Here is a 16,988-nt window from a genome sequence, read left to right as displayed (position 1 = left end):
ACCATCGTGTGTATGGCTAGCGAAGACGCGGTGCGCGAGGCATTGGCGACGGTGAACGACCCGGAGATCAACCGACCCATCACCGAACTGGGGATGGTCAAATCGGTGGAGATCGGGGAGGACGGCGCGGTCGCGGTCACCGTGTACCTGACGGTCTCCGGCTGCCCCATGCGGGACACGATCACCCAGCGGGTCACCGAGGCGGTCTCCCGGGTCGACGGTGTCACCCGCGTCGACGTCACCCTGGACGTGATGAGCGACGAGCAGCGCAAGGAGCTGGCGTCCGCGCTGCGCGGCGGCCAGACCGAGCGCGAGGTGCCCTTCGCCAAGCCGGGCAGCCTCACCCGGGTCTACGCGGTCGCCTCCGGCAAGGGCGGCGTCGGCAAGTCCTCGGTCACGGTCAACCTCGCCGCCGCGATGGCCGCCGACGGTCTCAAGGTCGGTGTCGTCGACGCCGACATCTACGGCCACTCGGTCCCCCGCATGCTCGGCGCGGACGGCCGCCCCACCCAGGTCGAGAACATGATCATGCCGCCGTCGGCGCACGGCGTGAAGGTCATCTCGATCGGCATGTTCACCCCGGGCAACGCCCCGGTGGTCTGGCGCGGCCCGATGCTGCACCGCGCCCTCCAGCAGTTCCTCGCGGACGTCTACTGGGGCGACCTCGACGTCCTGCTGCTCGACCTGCCGCCCGGCACGGGTGACATCGCCATCTCGGTCGCCCAGCTGGTCCCGAACGCCGAGATCCTCGTCGTGACGACGCCTCAGCAGGCGGCGGCGGAGGTCGCCGAGCGGGCCGGCTCCATCGCGGTCCAGACCCACCAGAAGATCGTCGGCGTGGTCGAGAACATGTCCGGCCTGCCCTGCCCGCACTGCGGCGAGATGGTCGACGTCTTCGGCACGGGCGGCGGTCAGGTGGTCGCCGACGGCCTCACCCGCACGACGGGTACGAACGTCCCGGTCCTCGGCAACATCCCGATCGACGTCCGCCTCCGCGAGGGCGGCGACGAGGGCAAGCCGGTCGTCCTGACCGACCCCGACAGCCCGGCGGGTGCGGCGCTGCGCGGCATCGCGGGCAAGCTGGGAGGCAGGCAGCGAGGCCTCTCGGGTCTGTCCCTGGGCATCACCCCGCGCAACAAGTTCTGAGAGACCCGGGACTCCGCGCCCCTTCAGGGGCGCGGGGCTGTTCCCCTGGGCGGCTCCGCCGCGTGGGCGCGATCGGCCGCACCACCGCGGTCGCACACGCGCCGCGACCCCTACGGCGAAGGGGCGCCACGAACCACCGGCGCCCCTTTTCTCACGCGTACGCGGCGATGTCCTTGATCATCGCGAACCCCAGCCCGTACGCGGACATCCCCCTGCCGTACGCCCCCACATGCACCCCCTGCGACGTGGACCCGGCGAGCACCCACCCGAACTCCGACTCCCGGTAGTGGAACGGCGTGGCCACCCCGTCCACCGGCAGCGAGAGCGTGGACCACTCCGGCCCGTTCAGCTCGTCGGCCAGCTCCCACGCCGTCTCGGTCTGCTGCTCCAGCCAGTCGTCCCGCAGGCTGTGGTCCATCTGCCCCGGCCAGGTGAAGGACAGCAGCCCGACCCCCGCCAGCCACGCGGCCGACGAGACCGACGTGGCCTCCAGCAGCCCCGTCCCGTCGGCGCTCCGCCGGGACGGACTCGCCGCGACGGTCACGACCACCGCGAACTTCTCTCTCGGCTCACCGACGGACGCGGCCAGATGCTCGTTCCGCACCGACGGCTCGTCGCCGTGCCCGATCGACCCGTGCTCCACCGCACCGTCGGCCGCCGTACCCACCTGCATCAGCCAGCGCGGCCCTGTGAACGCCTCGTCGAGGCCGTACCAGGGGAAGGGCGCCTCCAGGTAGCCGTCGACCGTGCGACGGGCGGAGGGGACCTGCTGTCCGTTCTCCGCGACCGGCGTATGTTCGCCCACCCGACTTGTCGTCTCCATCTGCCCGGACGCCTCCTAGCTCTCGTCGGTCCGGGGCGGCCCGCCCCCCTTCGGGCGCACTCGTCCGGTCCGCACAACAACTCGGCAGCATATCCACCCCGCTGGGACCAGCAGCGAAACCGCCCGGCGCGTGGGTCGCGCGGGCGGCGGGATCAAGCCGTGAGCGGCGCACACGCGGTATGAAACGCGTCACGTACGCCGCTCGGGCCCAAGTGTCCGGTACGGCTCAGGTGGCGTCCGCGTCGAACGGCGGACGGTCGTCCTGGCCGGGGTCCTCGGGCTTCTTGGTCATGTCGATGCGGCCGCCCGCGGAACCCGTACCCGTGGAAGGGGAGGAATCGGCCTCGCGGCTGTGCACCGCGTCCGTGACCTCGGCCATCTCCTTCTTCAGGTCGAAGCCGTTGCGGATCTCCTTCAGCCCCAGCTCGTCGCTGTCCAGGTGCTTGCGGACGAAGTTCTTGGGGTTGAGGTCCTCGAACTCGAAGTCCTTGAACTCCGGACCGAGCTCCTCGCGGATGTCCGCCTTGGCGCTCTCCGAGAACTCCCGGATCTTGCGGATGGTCCGCATCACGTCCTGGATGACCTTCGGGAGCTTGTCGGGACCGAAGACGAGCACGGCGAGCACGACGATGGTCACCAGCTCGAGTGGTCCTATGTCATTGAACACCTGAAGCTCCTTGCGATGTCCTCGGTCCTCGGCCCTCCGGTCGCTGTTGCGGGTGTTCCGTGGTCCGGGCCGGGTCCACGGTACCCGGCGTACCTGTCCGACCGGTACCGTCCCGAGGTGTCCGACCGCGTGTGTACGACCGGTTTTCCGGGTTGTTTGCCTAGTCGGGGCACACGCGCGGTCCCGGCTGTGACGTTTCTGTCAGTTCCTGTCCGACCACGGCCGCCCCGGGCCCAGCCTGCGCACGGGATTCCACCGGGGTCGCGCGTCACCGCGCACGGCAGGTGGTCAGCGGGCCGGGCGGGAGGACGGGGAGGGAGCGGAGGTCGTGTCGGGGACGGGTGCGGCGAGCAGGGCGGCGCCGGTCGCCTCGGGCGTACTGGTCCACGAGGTGAGGGCGAACGGCGGGTTGGCGGTCAGCGGCCGTATCAGCGGGGAGACGGCGGCCGCGCCGGCCAGCACCGGTGCGGTCAGCTCACGCAGCGCCTTCTCGCCGGCGGCCGGGGAGGGCACCCCGGGCAGCAGCGGCGCGGAGACAGAGGTGGGAGCCGCGGTCGTGGCGCCGCCGAGCAGGGTGCCGGAGGACAGCAGCGGGGAGAGCGAGCGGCGGCGCTGCGCGTCGGCGGCGCCCGCGGTGCCCGCGCCCGCCGTACCGGCCGGGGCGACACTGCCGCCGCCGGTGCCGCTGCGGGCATCGGCGGCCGGGGAGCCGGGCAGGCCGGCGGTGACCCCGCCGAGGGCGACGGCGGCCAGTGAGACCGCGCCGGCGGCGACGAACGCGAACCGCATGCCGCGCGAGGCGGAGCGGTCGGCGTCCGGGCGGCCGACGGGGTGGATACGGAAGCCCCGGCCGGCGGCCACGGCCGAGTCGTGCGGGTGGGCCGGGACGTAGCCGAACTCGAAGCGGTCCTCCTGGCTCATGCCGAAGACCCCGCTGTCGGATCGGCGTCCCGAGGGGCCTCCCCCGCCGAACGGCGAACCGTCGGTGTCACCACCCCCGGGCAGCCCCTGGAGGCGGGCCAGGAAGCTCTCGGAGGGCGGAGGCGGGGCGGCCTCCGCGAAGACGTTCTTCAGCGCGCGCTGGGCGTCGGCCTCAGCCTTGCACCTGGCACAGGTCGCCAGGTGGGCCAGGACACGATCGCGCGACTCATGGCCGAGTTCTCCGTCCACCAGGGCGGAGAGTCGGTCTCCCAGATGCTGCTCGGCGAGCTGACGCTCGGCGGGTTTCGGTCGTGAACCACTCACGCGGACGCGCCCCCTCCTCCCAGTGCGGGAACACGGGGCACGAAGGAGCGGCGCTCGGACTTGCGGGCTTCCGGGGAGCGGTGCGCGAGGGCCTTGCGCAGCTGGGAACGGCCGCGGTGGATCCGGGAGCGGACCGTGCCGAGCTTGACGCCGAGGGTCGCGGCGATCTCCTCGTACGACAGGCCCTCGATGTCGCACAGGACGACGGCGGCGCGGAACTCGGGCGCGAGGGTGTCCAGGGCCTGCTGCACGTCGGCGTCGAAGTGCGCGTCGTTGAAGGCCTGGGACGGGGTGGGCTCGCGGCTGGGCAGGCGCTCGGCCGCGTCCTCGCCGAGGGCGTCGAAGCGGATGCGCTGCTTGCGCCGGACCATGTCGAGGAACAGGTTGGTCGTGATGCGGTGCAGCCAGCCCTCGAAGGTGCCCGGCGAGTAGGTCGACAGAGAGCGGAAGACGCGGACGAAGACCTCCTGGGTGAGGTCCTCGGCGTCGTGCTGGTTGCCGGTGAGGCGGTAGGCCAGGCGGTAGACGCGGCCGCTGTGCGTGCTGACGATCTCCTCCCACGTGGGCGGAGTCCATGCCTGCCCGTCCGCGTCGGTGGAGAAGGTCGCGGTCCGGTCCTCGCCCATGGCGAGCACTTCGGCGTGGCTGGGGTCAGCAGCGGTGTCGTTCACGGATTTCGGCCTGCCCGATCCGAGGAAGCGCCGTAGCGCTCCTCCCCGATCCCCGGGTGCGGCCGCACCTCCCCTGTCGGCTCTGGTGGTGTCCAGTGGAGCCCCTACCATAGCCACCTCGCCCGTTAGGACCGGATAAGCGGTTTTACGAGAATTTGATCTCTGCTGGTACGGCTCATCCGGCCGCATCAGCGGTTGCTCGACCGCCGTCTCGTCTTCGTGATCCATTCGTGTCCCCCCGCCCTGTCTTCCACCCCTCTAAACGCCTGGTCCCATCTGCGGGTTCCCGGCACCAACGGATACAGTCACGCCCAGGCAACCACGGGGACAGGAGAGGGTCATTACCGGCAACCGGCAGACGAGCTGGGCGTTCGCCGACGCCTTTGTCGCCGAGGACGAAGCACTGCGGTGGGCCCGTGACCGGGCCCGCGACGCAGGGCTGCGCTCGGTGTCGCCCGGCACGGGTGCCGCGCTGCGTCTGCTCGCCGCCTCCGTGGACGCCAAGGCGGTCGCCGAGATCGGTACCGGATGCGGGGTCTCCGGGATGCATCTGCTGCACGGCATGCGCGCGGACGGTGTCCTGACGACCGTCGACCCCGAGCCGGAGCACCAGCAGTTCGCCCGGCAGGCCTTCCGTGCCTGCGGCTTCGCCAGCAACCGGGCCCGCTTCATCCCGGGCCGCGCCCTCGACGTACTTCCCCGTCTCGCGGACGCCGGTTACGACCTGGTCTTCTGCGACGGCGACCGGCAGGAGTACTCCGACTATCTCGCTGAATCGTTGCGCCTGCTGCGCCCGGGCGGCCTGGTGGTCTTCGAGGGCGTCTTCGCCAACGGCCGCACGGTCGACTCCGGGCCGCAGCCGACCGAGGTGCTGCGGCTGCGCGAGCTGCTGCGCACGGTCCGGGAGAGCCCGGAGCTGGTGCCGTCGCTGCTGCCGGTGGGCGACGGACTGCTCTGCGCCGTCAAGCGCTGACCCCGCCGGGGAAGGACCGGGGGTACGGCTGCGCCCCGGCACCGCATACAGTGCCGGGGCGGCCGAAAGGGTGTGGTCGCTGACGCCTCAGACGACGACGTTCTTGAGGGCGTCGGCGAGCGCCGCGGCCTCGTCAGGGGTCAGCTCGACGACGAGCCGACCGCCGCCTTCGAGCGGAACGCGCATGACGATGCCCCGCCCCTCCTTGGTCACCTCGAGCGGGCCATCACCCGTCCGCGGCTTCATGGCCGCCATGCTGGTTCCCCTTCCTGAAAACAGCTCATCGTCTGCCGACGGCCCACGAGGGCACGCGCGATCCTGGCGGGACACGCGGCACCGGCATCGAACACATTGCTTCCAAGCCATTATCCCGCATCTCAGGACCCGATGACCAACATCGGTCGGCATCGCTTGGGCAACGCGCGCGAGCAAAACCACCCAATTCGGCGATGTGACTGCGATACTGCGCCGCCCCACGTCCTTACGCCGACCGAGTAGGCTCCGGTTTTCTTTGACGCAGGTCACACGACGGGTCCGGTCCTCGGTCCGCGATCTCCGCCATGCTGTCCTTCGGACGCAGACGTACCGAGCGGTACGTCAGCCGCGACGACGGAGACGACGGAGGGGACGCACCATGACCGACACCGTGCTCTACGAGGTGAGCGACGGACTCGCGACGATCACGCTGAACCGCCCCGAGGCGATGAACGCGCTGAACATCGCGACGAAGGTCGCGCTTCGGGAGGCCGCGCAGGAGGCGGCGGCCGACACTGCCGTCCGGGCGATCCTGCTGACGGCCGCCGGGGACCGGGCGTTCTGCGTGGGCCAGGACCTCAAGGAACACATCACGCTGCTCGCGTCGGACCGGGAGACGGGTTCGGGGCAGACGATGACGACGGTCCGGGAGCACTACAACCCCATCGTGCGGGCGCTGGCCGGGGCACCGAAGCCGGTGGTGGCCGGGGTGAACGGTGTCGCCGCCGGTGCCGGTCTCGGGTTCGCGCTGGCCGCCGACTACCGCGTGGTCGCCGATACGGCGGCCTTCAACACGTCGTTCGCGGGGGTCGCGCTGACCGCGGACTCCGGGGTGTCCTGGACGCTGCCGCGGGTCGTGGGGCCGGGGCGCGCCGCCGACCTGCTGCTCTTTCCGCGGAGCATCAGCGCGCAGGACGCGTACGAGCTGGGCATCGCGAACAAGCTGGTGCCCTCGGCCGAGCTGCGGGACGAGGCCGAGAAGGTCGCCCGGAAATTGGCCGAAGGACCGACCGTGGCGTACGCGGCGCTGAAGGAGGCCGTCGCCTACGGGCTTGACCACTCCCTCGACGAGACGCTCGACAAGGAGGACGAGCTGCAGGCTCGGGCCGGGGCCTCCGAGGACCACGGGATCGCCGTCCAGGCGTTCGTGAACAAGGAGAAGCCGAAGTACTTGGGGCGGTGACCTTGGTGGGGGGTGCGTGGGGGCTCAGCGCGCCCGCGCGGCGGAGCCGCACATCGATGCGGCCCCGCGCCCCTCACGGGGCACTGTCCCTCACGGGGTCTGTCGGGCCACGCAGGTTTCGAGATGGTCGTTCACCAGGCCGCACGCCTGCATGAGGGCGTACGCCGTCGTCGGACCGATGAAGCGCAGGCCCCGCTTCTTCAGGGCCTTGGCCAGAGCCGTCGACTCCGGGGTCACCGGCGGTACGTCGGCGATGGTCCGCGGGGCCGGGTACGTACCCGGCTCCGGGGCGAACGACCAGATCAGCTCGTCCAGCCCGCCCGGTTCCCACTCCGCCAGGACCTTCGCGTTGGCGATCGTCGCGTCGATCTTCAATCGGTTGCGGATGATGCCCGGGTCCGCCAGCAGCCGCTCCCGGTCCTCGTCCGTGAACGTGGCGACCTTCTCGATGCGGAAGCCGGCGAAGGCGGCCCGGAAGCCGGGGCGGCGGCGGAGGATCGTGATCCAGGAGAGTCCCGACTGGAACGCCTCCAGGCTCAGGCGTTCGTAGAGGGCGTCGTCGCCGTGGACCGGGCGGCCCCACTCCTCGTCGTGGTACGCCACATAGTCCTCGGTGGACAGGGCCCAGGGGCAGCGCAGCCTGCCGTCCGGCCCGGCCACGGCCGCGCCGGCGGTCAGGTCGTTCGGGTCGGTCACGGCCGGTCCTCCGGCTCGGGCTTGGTCAACGAGGTGTGCCTGGCGTGCGGCGCGGCCTGGGCGCCGGCCAGTGCGGACTCCAGGTCGGCGATCCGGGCGTCGCGCTCGGCGAGTTCGGCGCCGAGGCGGCTGAGCGCGTCGTCGACGTCCGCCATGCGGTAGCCGCGCGGGGCGAGCGGGAAGCGGAGGCTCTCGACGTCCGCGCGGTGTACCGGGCGGTCCGGGGGCAGCGGGTCCTGGAAGCGCTCGGGCGCCACCTCGGGCAGCGGGCCGCTCTCGCCGCCGCTCACCACGGAGAGCGTGACCGCGGCGACCACGACCGCGAGCGCGACGACCAGGAACAGGAACATAACCATCGCGGTGGCCCCCAGGCTCGATGAAGCTCGGCGCACTCGTGGGTGCCGAGTGCGCTTAGTGTGCTCGGTGTCGAATGTGTCTGTGTCCGATCGTGCCATGCGAGTCTGACAGTCAGGGGCGCAGGCGGTCGTACCGAGGGACTTACTACGAGAGGTCACAGGCGATGCTCAGGCTGGGCAAGCGGGAATTCGCGCCGCACGAACCGGTGATCATGGCCATCGTGAACCGGACCCCGGACTCCTTCTACGACCAGGGGGCGACCTTCCACGACGAGCCCGCCCTCGCGCGCGTGGAGCAGGCGATCGCCGAGGGGGCCGCGATCATCGACATCGGCGGGGTGAAGGCCGGGCCGGGCGAGGAGGTCTCGGCCGAGGAGGAGTCGCGGCGGATCGTCGGGTTCGTGGCGGAGGTGCGCCGGCGGTTCCCGGAGGTCGTGATCAGCGTGGACACCTGGCGGGCGTCGGTCGCGGAGGCGGTCTGCGAGGCCGGGGCGGATCTGCTGAACGACGCGTGGGGCGGGGTCGATCCGGGGCTGGCGGAGGTCGCGGCGCGGTACCGGGTGGGGCTGGTGTGCACGCACGCGGGCGAGGCGGAGCCGCGGACGCGGCCGCACCGGGTGACGTACGACGACGTGGTGGCCGACATTCTGCGGGTGACCCTGGGGCTGGCCGAGCGGGCCGTGGCGCTGGGGGTGCCCCGGGAGTCGGTGATGATCGATCCCGGGCACGACTTCGGGAAGAACACCCGGCACAGCCTGGAGGCGACGCGGCGGCTGGGCGAGATGGTCGAGACGGGATGGCCGGTGCTGGTCTCCCTGTCCAACAAGGACTTCGTGGGCGAGACGCTGGACCGGCCGGTGAAGGAGCGCGTGATCGGCACGCTGGCGACGACGGCGGTGTCGGCGTGGCTGGGTGCGCAGGTGTACCGCGTCCACGAGGTGGCGGAGACCCGGCAGGTCCTGGACATGGTGGCGTCGATCGCGGGCCACCGGCCCCCGGCGGTCGCCCGGCGGGGGCTGGCGTAGCGTCCTGGCGGCTCGGACCCCGACTTCTCGGCAGAGCGAGTCGAGTGGGCGGGCGGGAGGCGACCGGTCCTAGCGGCCCGCCTCCTTCGACACCAGAGCCACCGCCTCCCCCACGTCGTCCGTGACGTGGAACAGGAGCAGGTCCTTCTCGCTCGCCTTGCCCTGGGCGATCAGGGTGTTCTTGAGCCAGTCCACCAGGCCGCCCCAGTACGCGCTGCCGAACAGCACGATCGGGAAGCGGGTGACCTTCTGCGTCTGGACGAGGGTGAGCGCCTCGAAGAGTTCGTCGAGGGTGCCGAGGCCGCCGGGGAGCACGACGAAGCCCTGCGCGTACTTGACGAACATCATCTTCCGCACGAAGAAGTAGCGGAAGTTCAGGCCGATGTCGACGTAGGCGTTCAGGCCCTGCTCGAAGGGCAGCTCGATACCGAGGCCGACCGAGACGCCGCCCGCCTCGAGGGCGCCCTTGTTGGCCGCCTCCATCGCGCCGGGTCCGCCGCCCGTGATGACCGCCCAGCCGGCCTCGACCAGGCCCCGGCCCAGCTGCACGCCCGCGTCGTACTCCGGCGAGTCCACCGGCGTCCGTGCCGAGCCGAACACGCTGATCGCGGCGGGGAGTTCGGCGAGCGTGCCGAAGCCCTCGATGAACTCCGACTGGATGCGCAGCACCCGCCAGGGGTCCGTGTGGACCCAGTCGGAGGGGCCGCCCGCGTCCAGCAGACGCTGGTCCGTCGTGCTCGCGGTCACCTGACCGCGCCGTCGGAGGACCGGTCCCAGGCGCTGCTCGTCCGGCGGCACCTTCTTCCCCTCGGGGTTCCCGGTAGGCATATGTGCGCTCCCTCCGCTTGCAGGTGTATCCGCCCCAGCGTAGATCCACCCGGGTTACCGGCGCGGGACGTCGGCATGTCCGGTGCGAAGCGCCGCCGTGTGGCTCAGTCGGTCAGCCAGGCGCGCAGCCGCTTCTCACCTGCCAGGATCTTGCCGGTTTCCACCCTTTCATCCCGCTTGTGCGCCAAGTGCGGGTTGCCGGGCCCGTAGTTGACCGCCGGGACGCCGAGGGCGGAGAAACGGGAGACGTCGGTCCAGCCGTACTTGGGCATCGGGGTACCGCCGACCGCCTCGATGAAGGCGGCCGCGGCCGGGTGCGAGAGGCCGGGCAGCGCGCCGGGGCTGTGGTCGTCGACCACGAACTCCTCGACCCCGCAGTCGGCGAAGACCTCGCGGACGTGCGCGATCGCCTCCGCCTCGGAACGGTCCGGGGCGTACCGGAAGTTGACGGTGACCACGCACTCGTCGGGGATGACGTTGCCGGCCACCCCGCCGGAGATGCCGACCGCGTTGAGGCCCTCGCGGTACTCCAGGCCGTCGATGACCGGGTAGCGCGGCTCGTAGGCGGCGAGCCTGGCGAGGATCGGGGCGGCCGCGTGGATCGCGTTGGAGCCCATCCAGGAGCGCGCGGAGTGGGCCCGCTCGCCGGTCGTCTTCAAAAGGACGCGCAGGGTGCCCTGGCAGCCGCCCTCGACCTCGCCGTCCGACGGTTCGAGGAGGACCGCGAAGTCGCCCGCCAGCCACTCGGGGTGGGCCTCGGCGACGTGCCGGAGGCCGTTGAGATGGGCGGCGACCTCCTCGTTGTCGTAGAAGACGAAGGTCAGGTCGCGGTTCGGGGCGGGGACGGTGGCCGCGATGCGCAGCTGGACGGCGACACCGGACTTCATGTCGCAGGTGCCGCAGCCCCACAGCACCCCGTCCTCGTCCAGCCGGGACGGCACGTTGTCCGCGATCGGGACGGTGTCGATGTGGCCGGCCAGGATCACGCGCTCGGAGCGGCCGAGGTTCGTGCGGGCGATCACGTTGTTGCCGTGGCGGTCGACCGTCAGGCGCGGCAGGGCGCGCAGCGCGGCCTCGATCGCGTCCGCGAGCGGCTTCTCGGTGCCGCTCTCCGACGGGAAGTCGACGAGCCGCGCGGTCAGCGCGGCGGCGTCCAGCGTGAGGTCAAGCGAGGTGTCGGCCATGGCCCCGACCCTAGCGCGCGGCATCGCGCGGGCCGTTTCACAGGCTTCCGCACCCGGGGTTGAGCCGCTCGTACTCTCCAGTATGTTGTACGCGTGCCAGAGCCGTCCCCCACTCGCCCCACGCGTCGCCGCCGTGCCCTGCGTTTCGTGTCGGGTTTGCTCATTCTGTGCGCCGTCGCGGCCTATCTGGTCGTCCAGTACGTCACCGGCGGCGGTGGCGCCGAGGGCTGCAAGGTCGTCTCGGACCGCAGCGACAGCGCGTCGTACGAGTTCACGCCCGAGCAGGCGGTGAACGCCGCGACGATCGCCGCCGTCGGCACCGGGCGCGGTATGCCCGAGCGGGCGGTGGCCATCGCGCTGGCGACCGCGATCCAGGAGTCGGGGCTGCTCAACATCGAGCACGGCGACCGGGATTCCCTGGGCCTGTTCCAGCAGCGGCCCTCGCAGGGCTGGGGCACCTCGAAGCAGATCCTGGACCCGGCGTACGCGGCGGGCATGTTCTACGCGCACCTGGCCAAGGTGCGCGACTACGAGACCCTGCCCCTGACGGTCGCCGCGCAGCGCGTGCAGCGCAGCGGCTACCCGGAGGCGTACGCCAAGCACGAGACCGACGCCACGCTGCTCGCGGCCGCCCTGACCGGGCAGGCGGCGGCCACGCTGACCTGCGACGGGCGCCCGGCGGCCGGCACCGGGGCGACGGCCACGGCGACGGGTCCGGACGCGGTACGGACCGCACTGGTACGGGACTTCGGGCGGGACGCGGTCGAGGAGGCCGGTGCGGAGGTGAACGGCACGTCCGCGAGTTCGCCGACACCGACGCCGAGCGTGACCGCCACGGCACACGGGCGGACCGTGACCGTGCCGGTGCCGGAGGGCGGGAAGACCGACAGGTCCGGGCGCACCGAGAGCGAGCGCGGCTGGCAGCTGGCGCACTGGGCGGTGGCCAACTCCTCGGCGCTGCACATCCAGCGGGTGTCGTACGCCGGCCGCGAGTGGTCCGCCGGGAGCACCGAAAGCCAGTGGCAGTCGGCGGCCGGTTCACAGGGCGCGGGCGGTGCGGAGAAGTCCGCGGGGTCGGTGCGGATCGTAACCGGGCAGTAGTTCGGCGTTTCACTCCGGCGGGTCGGCCCGGGCCGATCGGATACATGCTGTGCCCAGGTTTTCGCACGGTCACTCGCGCACGCGCGAAATCCCTTGGGAGCACGGGGACGTAAGGATTCTTCGGGTTACGGCGAGGTCTCGGCCCGGGCACTCTTTGCCCGTTTTTATCCACACCCGATAATGCGATGCGTTATCAATTCTTTACCGAGGGCCTCCGCAACCTTCGCGGGCTTCGAGCGGTAGTCACGGCGATCACGTTCCCTCCCGTCGAATGGAGCATCATGTCCCTCCCTCTGACCCGCCGGATCGCCCGTGCCGCGCTGCTCGTCGCAGCGGGAGCGGCTGCCGGGGTCGGTGCGGCCGGCTCCGCCAGCGCGGCCCCGAGTCTGCCGGCCACCACCCCCAACCTGGGGGGCCTGACCGCGCTGGACGGAGCGAGCGTCGGCAACACCGCCGACGCCGCGGCGCAGAACGTCACCGGGACCGTCGGCCACACCGGTGGCAGGACGGTCGAGTCGGCGCTGCCGGCCGCGGGCAAGACCGGCGGCAAGGCCGTCAAGGTGGCGGCGCCGGTGGTGCAGCACGCCGCCGGCGACGCGGCCGGCTCCGCCGGTGGGCTGCTCGGTGAGACGGCGGCCACGGCGACGAAGGGCGGGCTGCCGACGCAGGGGCTCACCAAGGGCGGGCTGCCGACGCAGGGGCTCACCAAGGGCGGCCTGCCGACGCAGGGGCTCACCAAGGGCGGCCTGCCGGTCAAGGGCCTGCCGCTGGGCGGCTGACGCCGCAGCGCCGGTGGTGTGAGAAGGGACCCGGGGTTCGCCGCTCCGGGTCCCTTCTCGTCGTGTGTCGCGTGCGGGCCGGTGGGGGTTGTTCGCGCGGTTCCCCGCGCCCCTGACGGGACGCTCCGGCACCGGTTTGTTCTAGGCGAGCCGCGATACGGCCGCTCGAACGCGCTCGTCCGTCGCCGTCAGGGCCACGCGTACGAAGTTCTCGCCCGCCGTGCCGTAGAAGTCGCCCGGTGCCACCAGGATGCCGAGTTCGGCCAGGTGGGCGACCGTCTGCCAGCAGGACTCGTCCTTCGTCGCCCACAGGTAGAGGCTCGCCTCGCTGTGCTCGACGCGGAAGCCGTGGGAGAGCAGGGCCGCGCGGAGGGCCGTACGACGGGACGCGTAGCGCTCGCGCTGTTCCTGGACGTGCGTGTCGTCGGACAGGGCCGCCACCACCGCCGCCTGGGTCGGTGCCGACGTCATCATGCCGCCGTGCTTGCGGATCTCCAGGAGGGGGCCGAGGACCGCCGGGTCGCCGGCCAGGAAGGCCGCGCGGTAGCCCGCCAGGTTGGACCGCTTGGACAGGGAGTGCACGGCCACGATGCCGTCGTACGAGCCGCCGTTCACGTCCGGGTGCAGGACCGAGACCGGGTCGGCCTCCCAGCCCAGTTCGAGGTAGCACTCGTCGGAGAAGACCAGGACGCCGTGGGCGCGGGCCCAGGCGACGATCTCGGTGAGTTCCTGCTTGGCCAGTACCTTCCCCGTCGGGTTGGACGGGGAGTTCAGCCAGAGCAGCTTCAGGTTCGCCGGGTCCAGGTCGCGCGGGTCGTCGTAGACCTCGTACTCGGCGCGGGCCAGCCGGGCGCCGACCTCGTAGGTCGGGTAGGCGAGGCGCGGGTAGGCGACCTTGTCCCCGGGGCCGAGGCCCAGCTGGGTGGGGAGCCAGGCCACGAGTTCCTTGGAGCCGACGATCGGCAGGACGTGGCGGTGGGTGACGTCACGGGCGCCCAGGCGGCGCTCGACCCAGCCGGTGATCGCGTCGCGCAGTGCCGGGGTGCCCCAGACCGTGGGGTAGCCGGGCGAGTCGGCCGCGTCGATCAGGGCCTTCTGGATCAGGTCGGGGACCGGGTCCACCGGGGTGCCGACCGAGAGGTCGACGATGCCGTCCGGGTGCGCCGCCGCCGTCTTCTTGTACGGCTCCAGCTTGTCCCAGGGGAAGGTGGGCAGACGGTCGGATACTGCGGACACGGTCACTGGCTCACTTTCTTCGGTACGACCGGTACGGCAAACGCCTCGGTCCCGCAGGCGCCGATCGGGTGCGATCAGGCCGTACGGGACCGAGGCGGCACGGTGGTGCGACGGGCCGCCGTTACGGGTTACTCGGCCTGGCCGCCGGTACGGCTTACTCGGCCTGCGGGGGCAGCGCGGCGACGAAGGGGTGGTCGCGCTCGATGAGGCCCAGCTTGCTGGCGCCGCCGGGAGAGCCGAGTTCGTCGAAGAACTCGACGTTGGCCTTGTAGTAGTCCTTCCACTCCTCCGGAGTGTCGTCCTCGTAGAAGATCGCCTCGACCGGGCAGACCGGCTCACAGGCACCACAGTCAACGCATTCGTCCGGGTGGATGTACAAGGACCGCTGGCCCTCGTAGATGCAGTCGACCGGGCACTCCTCGATGCACGCCTTGTCCTTCACGTCGACACAAGGCTGCGCGATGACGTAGGTCACGCTGTCGTTCCTCCTCGATTGGGCGCTGGCGGGCCTCCGTAGGCTCCGCCGCCTGGCGCGCGGGAGCGCGGCGTCGTCGATGCCCGCACCTAGTATCTCCGTTCTCGGGCATGATCCGAACAGGAGGGGTGAACTGACCAGTGGAAATCTCGGCCGCAGGACGCTTCGAGGTCCGTATCACCGCTGCTGACGTGGGCAAACGGGTCTCCGTGCGCCGTTTGGCCGGAAATGGCGTCGCCGAGGAGAAGTTCACCGACACGGTGGGTGTTCTCACATCATGGGACGACGCCGGCATGTTGACGATCACCAGGCGGGACGGGCAGATCGTGCGAATGGCGGAGTCCACGCTGGTGGCGGCCAAAGTGGTGCCGGCCGCTCGGGCGCGCCGCCGTGGTCCGGCGGCGACCTACCGGGAACTCGCGCGTGTCGCCTCGCGCGGCTGGCAGCCGCTGGAGAGCGAGCGGCTCGGCGAATGGGAGCTGCGGGCGGCGGTCCAGAAGGTGCCGCTCGATGAGGGTCCCCCCGGGCACGCGTCTCTGGGGGAGCGTCCGCCGGCGGCGGTGACCGGGCGACGGGTGGGCTTCACGCGGCGGGCCAACAGCGTGCTGCCGCTGGGCGATCCCGGGCTGCCGCTGGACGAGGCCCTGGAGGCCGTACGGCGCTGGTACGGCGAGCGGGGGCTGCCCGCGTACGTGCAGGCCGCGACCGGCGCCGAGGGCACCCAGGAGCTGCTCTGCGCGGAGCTGGAGCGGCGGGGCTGGGTGCGTGAGGTGAGCGCCGAGCTGTGGACCGGCGCGCTGGCGCCGGTGGCGGACCGGGCGGAGGGGGCCGGTGTGCTGCTCTCCCGGACGGCCGACGAGGCCTGGCTGGCGCGCTACCAGCGCAAGGGGGTCAGCGAGGTCGCCCTGCGGGTGCTGGGCGGGGGGCCGTCCGTGTGGTTCGCGACCGTTCCCGGCGAGGGTGCCCCGGCGGCCATCGGGCGGCTGGTGGTGGACGGCCGGTGGGCCGGGTTCGCCGCCGTCGAGGTGGATCCGGCGCTACGACGCCGGGGGCTGGCCGGCGAGGTCATGGCCGCGCTCGCCCGGCGGGCGCTGGAGGAGGGCGCGTCGGCGGCCTGGCTCCAGGTCGAGACGGAGAACACGGGGGCGCGGGCGCTGTACACCGGGCTGGGGTTCGGGGCGCACCACGCGTACCACCACTACAGGGCGCCGGAGGCGGACGGCCGCTGAGGCCGCCGCGGTACGGGGCGTTCCGGAAGGGCACCAGACAGCTATGCATCCCCCTTTTCCAGATCCGGATCCGGATCCACGTCCGCAGCCACGTCCGCCGTCGCCGGAGCGGGCCGCCGAGGTGCGGGCACGGTTCGCCGAGGAGGCGCGGTCCGAGCGGCCCGATCTGGCGACGCTGTGTCTGCTGCTGGGCGCGGCGGCCGACGGCTCGCTGGACGAGGCCGGGATCGACGCGGCGCAGATGGAGCTGGACCGGCTGGCCGGGCAGCTGCCGTACCGGCCCGGCGGCCCGCTCGCCTGGGCCACGGCGGCACACCGGGTGCTGGGCGAACGGTTCGGCTTCCACGGCGTCGCCACGGACTACCGGCGGCTGGAGTCCTCGCTGCTGCACGAGGTGCTGCGCCGGCGGCGCGGGCTGCCGATCCTGCTGTCCGTGGTCTGGCTGGAGGTCACCCGGCGGGCGGGGGCACCGGTGTACGGGGTCGCGCTGCCGGGGCACTTCGTGGTGGGGTTCGGGCCGGCCGAGGAGCAGGTGCTGGCCGATCCGTTCGACGGCGGCCGGGTGCTGAGCGGGGCGGACGCGCAGACGCTGGTGGTGGGGGCGACGGGGGTGCCGCTGGAGCCGGCGATGCTGGAACCGGCCGATCCGCTGGACGTCCTGCGGCGGATCCTCAACAACGTGCGCGCCTGGGCGGCGGCCCGGCCCGAGCGGTCCGACGTGGGCCTGTGGGCGGTGGACCTGTCGCTGCTGATGCCCTCGCACCCGGCCCGGCTGCGGTACGACCGGGCGCGGCTGCTGGTGGAGCGGGGCGAGTTCGTCGACGGCGCGGAGGAGCTGGAGGAGTACGCGGGGCTGATCGACGCGGTGGACGAGGGGGCGGCGGAGAAGGTCAGAGGCGAGGCCCGGGCGGCACGGGCCCGCCTCAACTGACGGGAGCGGGGCCGCCGCCGCTTCGCCGTAGGGGTGGTGGTGCGTGTGCGGCCGCGGGTCCGGGTGCGGGTGCGGCTGCGGGTGCGGCTGCGGGTGCGTCGTGGCTTGTCGCGCAGTTCCCCGCGCCCCTGGGCCGGCTGCCAGGGGCGCCGCTTTCACCGCAGGAGTGGTGGGGCGTGCGCGTG

Annotated in this window: 19 protein-coding genes; 8 read left to right on the top strand and 11 right to left on the bottom strand. The window is 72.1% G+C overall.

Going from position 1 to position 16,988, the window contains the following annotated elements; translation table 11 throughout:
• Positions 1-12 precede the first annotated feature (12 nt).
• A complete protein-coding gene (locus ACWDGI_RS03600; RefSeq protein ID WP_450754915.1) occupies positions 13-1,146 on the top strand; it encodes an Mrp/NBP35 family ATP-binding protein in 1,134 nt (377 codons plus the stop codon).
• Between the two features lie 151 nt (positions 1,147-1,297).
• Here ACWDGI_RS03600 and ACWDGI_RS03595 read toward each other — a convergent pair whose 3' ends face one another.
• The 4 genes from ACWDGI_RS03595 to sigE form a co-directional block, all read right to left on the bottom strand.
• Positions 1,298-1,969: a hypothetical protein gene (locus ACWDGI_RS03595; RefSeq protein ID WP_450754913.1), complete on the bottom strand. Its 672-nt coding sequence runs from the start codon at positions 1,967-1,969 to the stop codon at positions 1,298-1,300.
• A 226-nt stretch (positions 1,970-2,195) separates the two neighbouring features.
• Positions 2,196-2,636, bottom strand: a complete 441-nt coding sequence (locus tag ACWDGI_RS03590) for a sec-independent translocase (RefSeq protein ID WP_450754911.1) — start codon at positions 2,634-2,636, stop codon at positions 2,196-2,198.
• Positions 2,637-2,924: 288 nt separating this feature from the next.
• Positions 2,925-3,881, bottom strand: coding sequence for an anti-sigma factor family protein (locus ACWDGI_RS03585; RefSeq protein ID WP_450754909.1), 957 nt, complete (start codon positions 3,879-3,881; stop codon positions 2,925-2,927).
• On the bottom strand, positions 3,878-4,552 hold the full coding sequence (sigE, locus tag ACWDGI_RS03580; RefSeq protein WP_450754907.1) for an RNA polymerase sigma factor SigE: 675 nt from the start codon (positions 4,550-4,552) through the stop codon (positions 3,878-3,880). Before sigE ends, ACWDGI_RS03585 begins: the two co-directional genes overlap by 4 nt.
• 274 nt (positions 4,553-4,826) lie before the next feature.
• Here sigE and ACWDGI_RS03575 point away from each other — a divergent pair, with 274 nt between their 5' ends.
• Complete coding sequence (locus ACWDGI_RS03575; protein WP_351745689.1) at positions 4,827-5,525, top strand: O-methyltransferase; 699 nt, start codon at positions 4,827-4,829, stop codon at positions 5,523-5,525.
• An 87-nt stretch (positions 5,526-5,612) separates the two neighbouring features.
• Here ACWDGI_RS03575 and ACWDGI_RS03570 read toward each other — a convergent pair whose 3' ends face one another.
• Entirely contained in the window at positions 5,613-5,780 is a 168-nt protein-coding gene (locus tag ACWDGI_RS03570) for a DUF3117 domain-containing protein (RefSeq protein WP_004950282.1), read from the bottom strand.
• Positions 5,781-6,159: 379 nt separating this feature from the next.
• Between ACWDGI_RS03570 and chcB the strand changes: the two genes are divergently transcribed.
• Positions 6,160-6,963: a 2-cyclohexenylcarbonyl CoA isomerase gene (gene chcB / locus ACWDGI_RS03565; RefSeq protein ID WP_450754905.1), complete on the top strand. Its 804-nt coding sequence runs from the start codon at positions 6,160-6,162 to the stop codon at positions 6,961-6,963.
• Between the two features lie 90 nt (positions 6,964-7,053).
• On the opposite strand, the gene ACWDGI_RS03560 is transcribed toward chcB, so the two are convergent.
• The gene (locus tag ACWDGI_RS03560) at positions 7,054-7,641 is read right to left on the bottom strand and encodes a DNA-3-methyladenine glycosylase I (RefSeq protein ID WP_450755298.1); all 588 of its coding nucleotides are present in this window, start codon (positions 7,639-7,641) and stop codon (positions 7,054-7,056) included.
• Positions 7,642-7,655: 14 nt separating this feature from the next.
• A complete protein-coding gene (locus ACWDGI_RS03555) occupies positions 7,656-8,015 on the bottom strand; it encodes a DivIVA domain-containing protein (RefSeq protein WP_450754903.1) in 360 nt (119 codons plus the stop codon).
• 164 nt (positions 8,016-8,179) lie between these two features.
• Here ACWDGI_RS03555 and folP point away from each other — a divergent pair, with 164 nt between their 5' ends.
• On the top strand, positions 8,180-9,040 hold the full coding sequence (gene folP, locus ACWDGI_RS03550) for a dihydropteroate synthase (protein WP_450754901.1): 861 nt from the start codon (positions 8,180-8,182) through the stop codon (positions 9,038-9,040).
• A 69-nt stretch (positions 9,041-9,109) separates the two neighbouring features.
• On the opposite strand, the gene ACWDGI_RS03545 is transcribed toward folP, so the two are convergent.
• Together ACWDGI_RS03545 and dapE are read right to left on the bottom strand one after the other, a co-directional pair.
• Positions 9,110-9,868: an LOG family protein gene (locus tag ACWDGI_RS03545; protein ID WP_450754899.1), complete on the bottom strand. Its 759-nt coding sequence runs from the start codon at positions 9,866-9,868 to the stop codon at positions 9,110-9,112.
• 104 nt (positions 9,869-9,972) lie between these two features.
• Positions 9,973-11,052: a succinyl-diaminopimelate desuccinylase gene (dapE, locus tag ACWDGI_RS03540; protein WP_450754897.1), complete on the bottom strand. Its 1,080-nt coding sequence runs from the start codon at positions 11,050-11,052 to the stop codon at positions 9,973-9,975.
• 93 nt (positions 11,053-11,145) lie between these two features.
• On the opposite strand from dapE, the gene ACWDGI_RS03535 reads away from it, so the two are divergent.
• Positions 11,146-12,153, top strand: a complete 1,008-nt coding sequence (locus ACWDGI_RS03535; protein WP_450754895.1) for a heavy metal transporter — start codon at positions 11,146-11,148, stop codon at positions 12,151-12,153.
• 281 nt (positions 12,154-12,434) lie between these two features.
• On the top strand, positions 12,435-12,932 hold the full coding sequence (locus ACWDGI_RS03530) for an ATP-binding protein (RefSeq protein WP_450754893.1): 498 nt from the start codon (positions 12,435-12,437) through the stop codon (positions 12,930-12,932).
• Positions 12,933-13,073: 141 nt separating this feature from the next.
• On the opposite strand, the gene ACWDGI_RS03525 is transcribed toward ACWDGI_RS03530, so the two are convergent.
• Both ACWDGI_RS03525 and fdxA read right to left on the bottom strand, forming a co-directional pair.
• Positions 13,074-14,168 (bottom strand): bifunctional succinyldiaminopimelate transaminase/glutamate-prephenate aminotransferase, encoded by a 1,095-nt coding sequence (locus tag ACWDGI_RS03525; RefSeq protein ID WP_450754891.1) that lies wholly within the window; start codon positions 14,166-14,168, stop codon positions 13,074-13,076.
• A 154-nt stretch (positions 14,169-14,322) separates the two neighbouring features.
• The gene (gene fdxA, locus ACWDGI_RS03520) at positions 14,323-14,643 is read right to left on the bottom strand and encodes a ferredoxin (protein ID WP_007495984.1); all 321 of its coding nucleotides are present in this window, start codon (positions 14,641-14,643) and stop codon (positions 14,323-14,325) included.
• 140 nt (positions 14,644-14,783) lie between these two features.
• Between fdxA and ACWDGI_RS03515 the strand changes: the two genes are divergently transcribed.
• Entirely contained in the window at positions 14,784-15,872 is a 1,089-nt protein-coding gene (locus ACWDGI_RS03515) for a GNAT family N-acetyltransferase (protein ID WP_450754889.1), read from the top strand.
• A gap of 43 nt (positions 15,873-15,915) precedes the next feature.
• Positions 15,916-16,803, top strand: a complete 888-nt coding sequence (locus tag ACWDGI_RS03510; RefSeq protein ID WP_450754887.1) for a transglutaminase family protein — start codon at positions 15,916-15,918, stop codon at positions 16,801-16,803.
• Positions 16,804-16,988: the final 185 nt, after the last annotated feature.

Source organism: Streptomyces sp. NPDC001220 (assembly GCF_053597895.1).
The sequence above is the reverse complement of the archived record's forward strand: the minus strand, read 5'-3'. Positions and strand labels throughout refer to the sequence as shown.

Coding starts and splice junctions, on each gene's coding strand:
- ACWDGI_RS03600 (WP_450754915.1), top strand. CDS start 13: ATGGCTAGCGAAGACGCGGTGCGCGAGGCATTGGCGACGGTGAACGAC.
- ACWDGI_RS03595 (WP_450754913.1), bottom strand. CDS start 1,969: ATGGAGACGACAAGTCGGGTGGGCGAACATACGCCGGTCGCGGAGAAC.
- ACWDGI_RS03570 (WP_004950282.1), bottom strand. CDS start 5,780: ATGGCGGCCATGAAGCCGCGGACGGGTGATGGCCCGCTCGAGGTGACC.
- chcB (WP_450754905.1), top strand. CDS start 6,160: ATGACCGACACCGTGCTCTACGAGGTGAGCGACGGACTCGCGACGATC.
- ACWDGI_RS03555 (WP_450754903.1), bottom strand. CDS start 8,015: ATGGTTATGTTCCTGTTCCTGGTCGTCGCGCTCGCGGTCGTGGTCGCC.
- folP (WP_450754901.1), top strand. CDS start 8,180: ATGCTCAGGCTGGGCAAGCGGGAATTCGCGCCGCACGAACCGGTGATC.
- ACWDGI_RS03545 (WP_450754899.1), bottom strand. CDS start 9,868: ATGCCTACCGGGAACCCCGAGGGGAAGAAGGTGCCGCCGGACGAGCAG.
- dapE (WP_450754897.1), bottom strand. CDS start 11,052: ATGGCCGACACCTCGCTTGACCTCACGCTGGACGCCGCCGCGCTGACC.
- ACWDGI_RS03530 (WP_450754893.1), top strand. CDS start 12,435: ATGTCCCTCCCTCTGACCCGCCGGATCGCCCGTGCCGCGCTGCTCGTC.
- ACWDGI_RS03510 (WP_450754887.1), top strand. CDS start 15,916: ATGCATCCCCCTTTTCCAGATCCGGATCCGGATCCACGTCCGCAGCCA.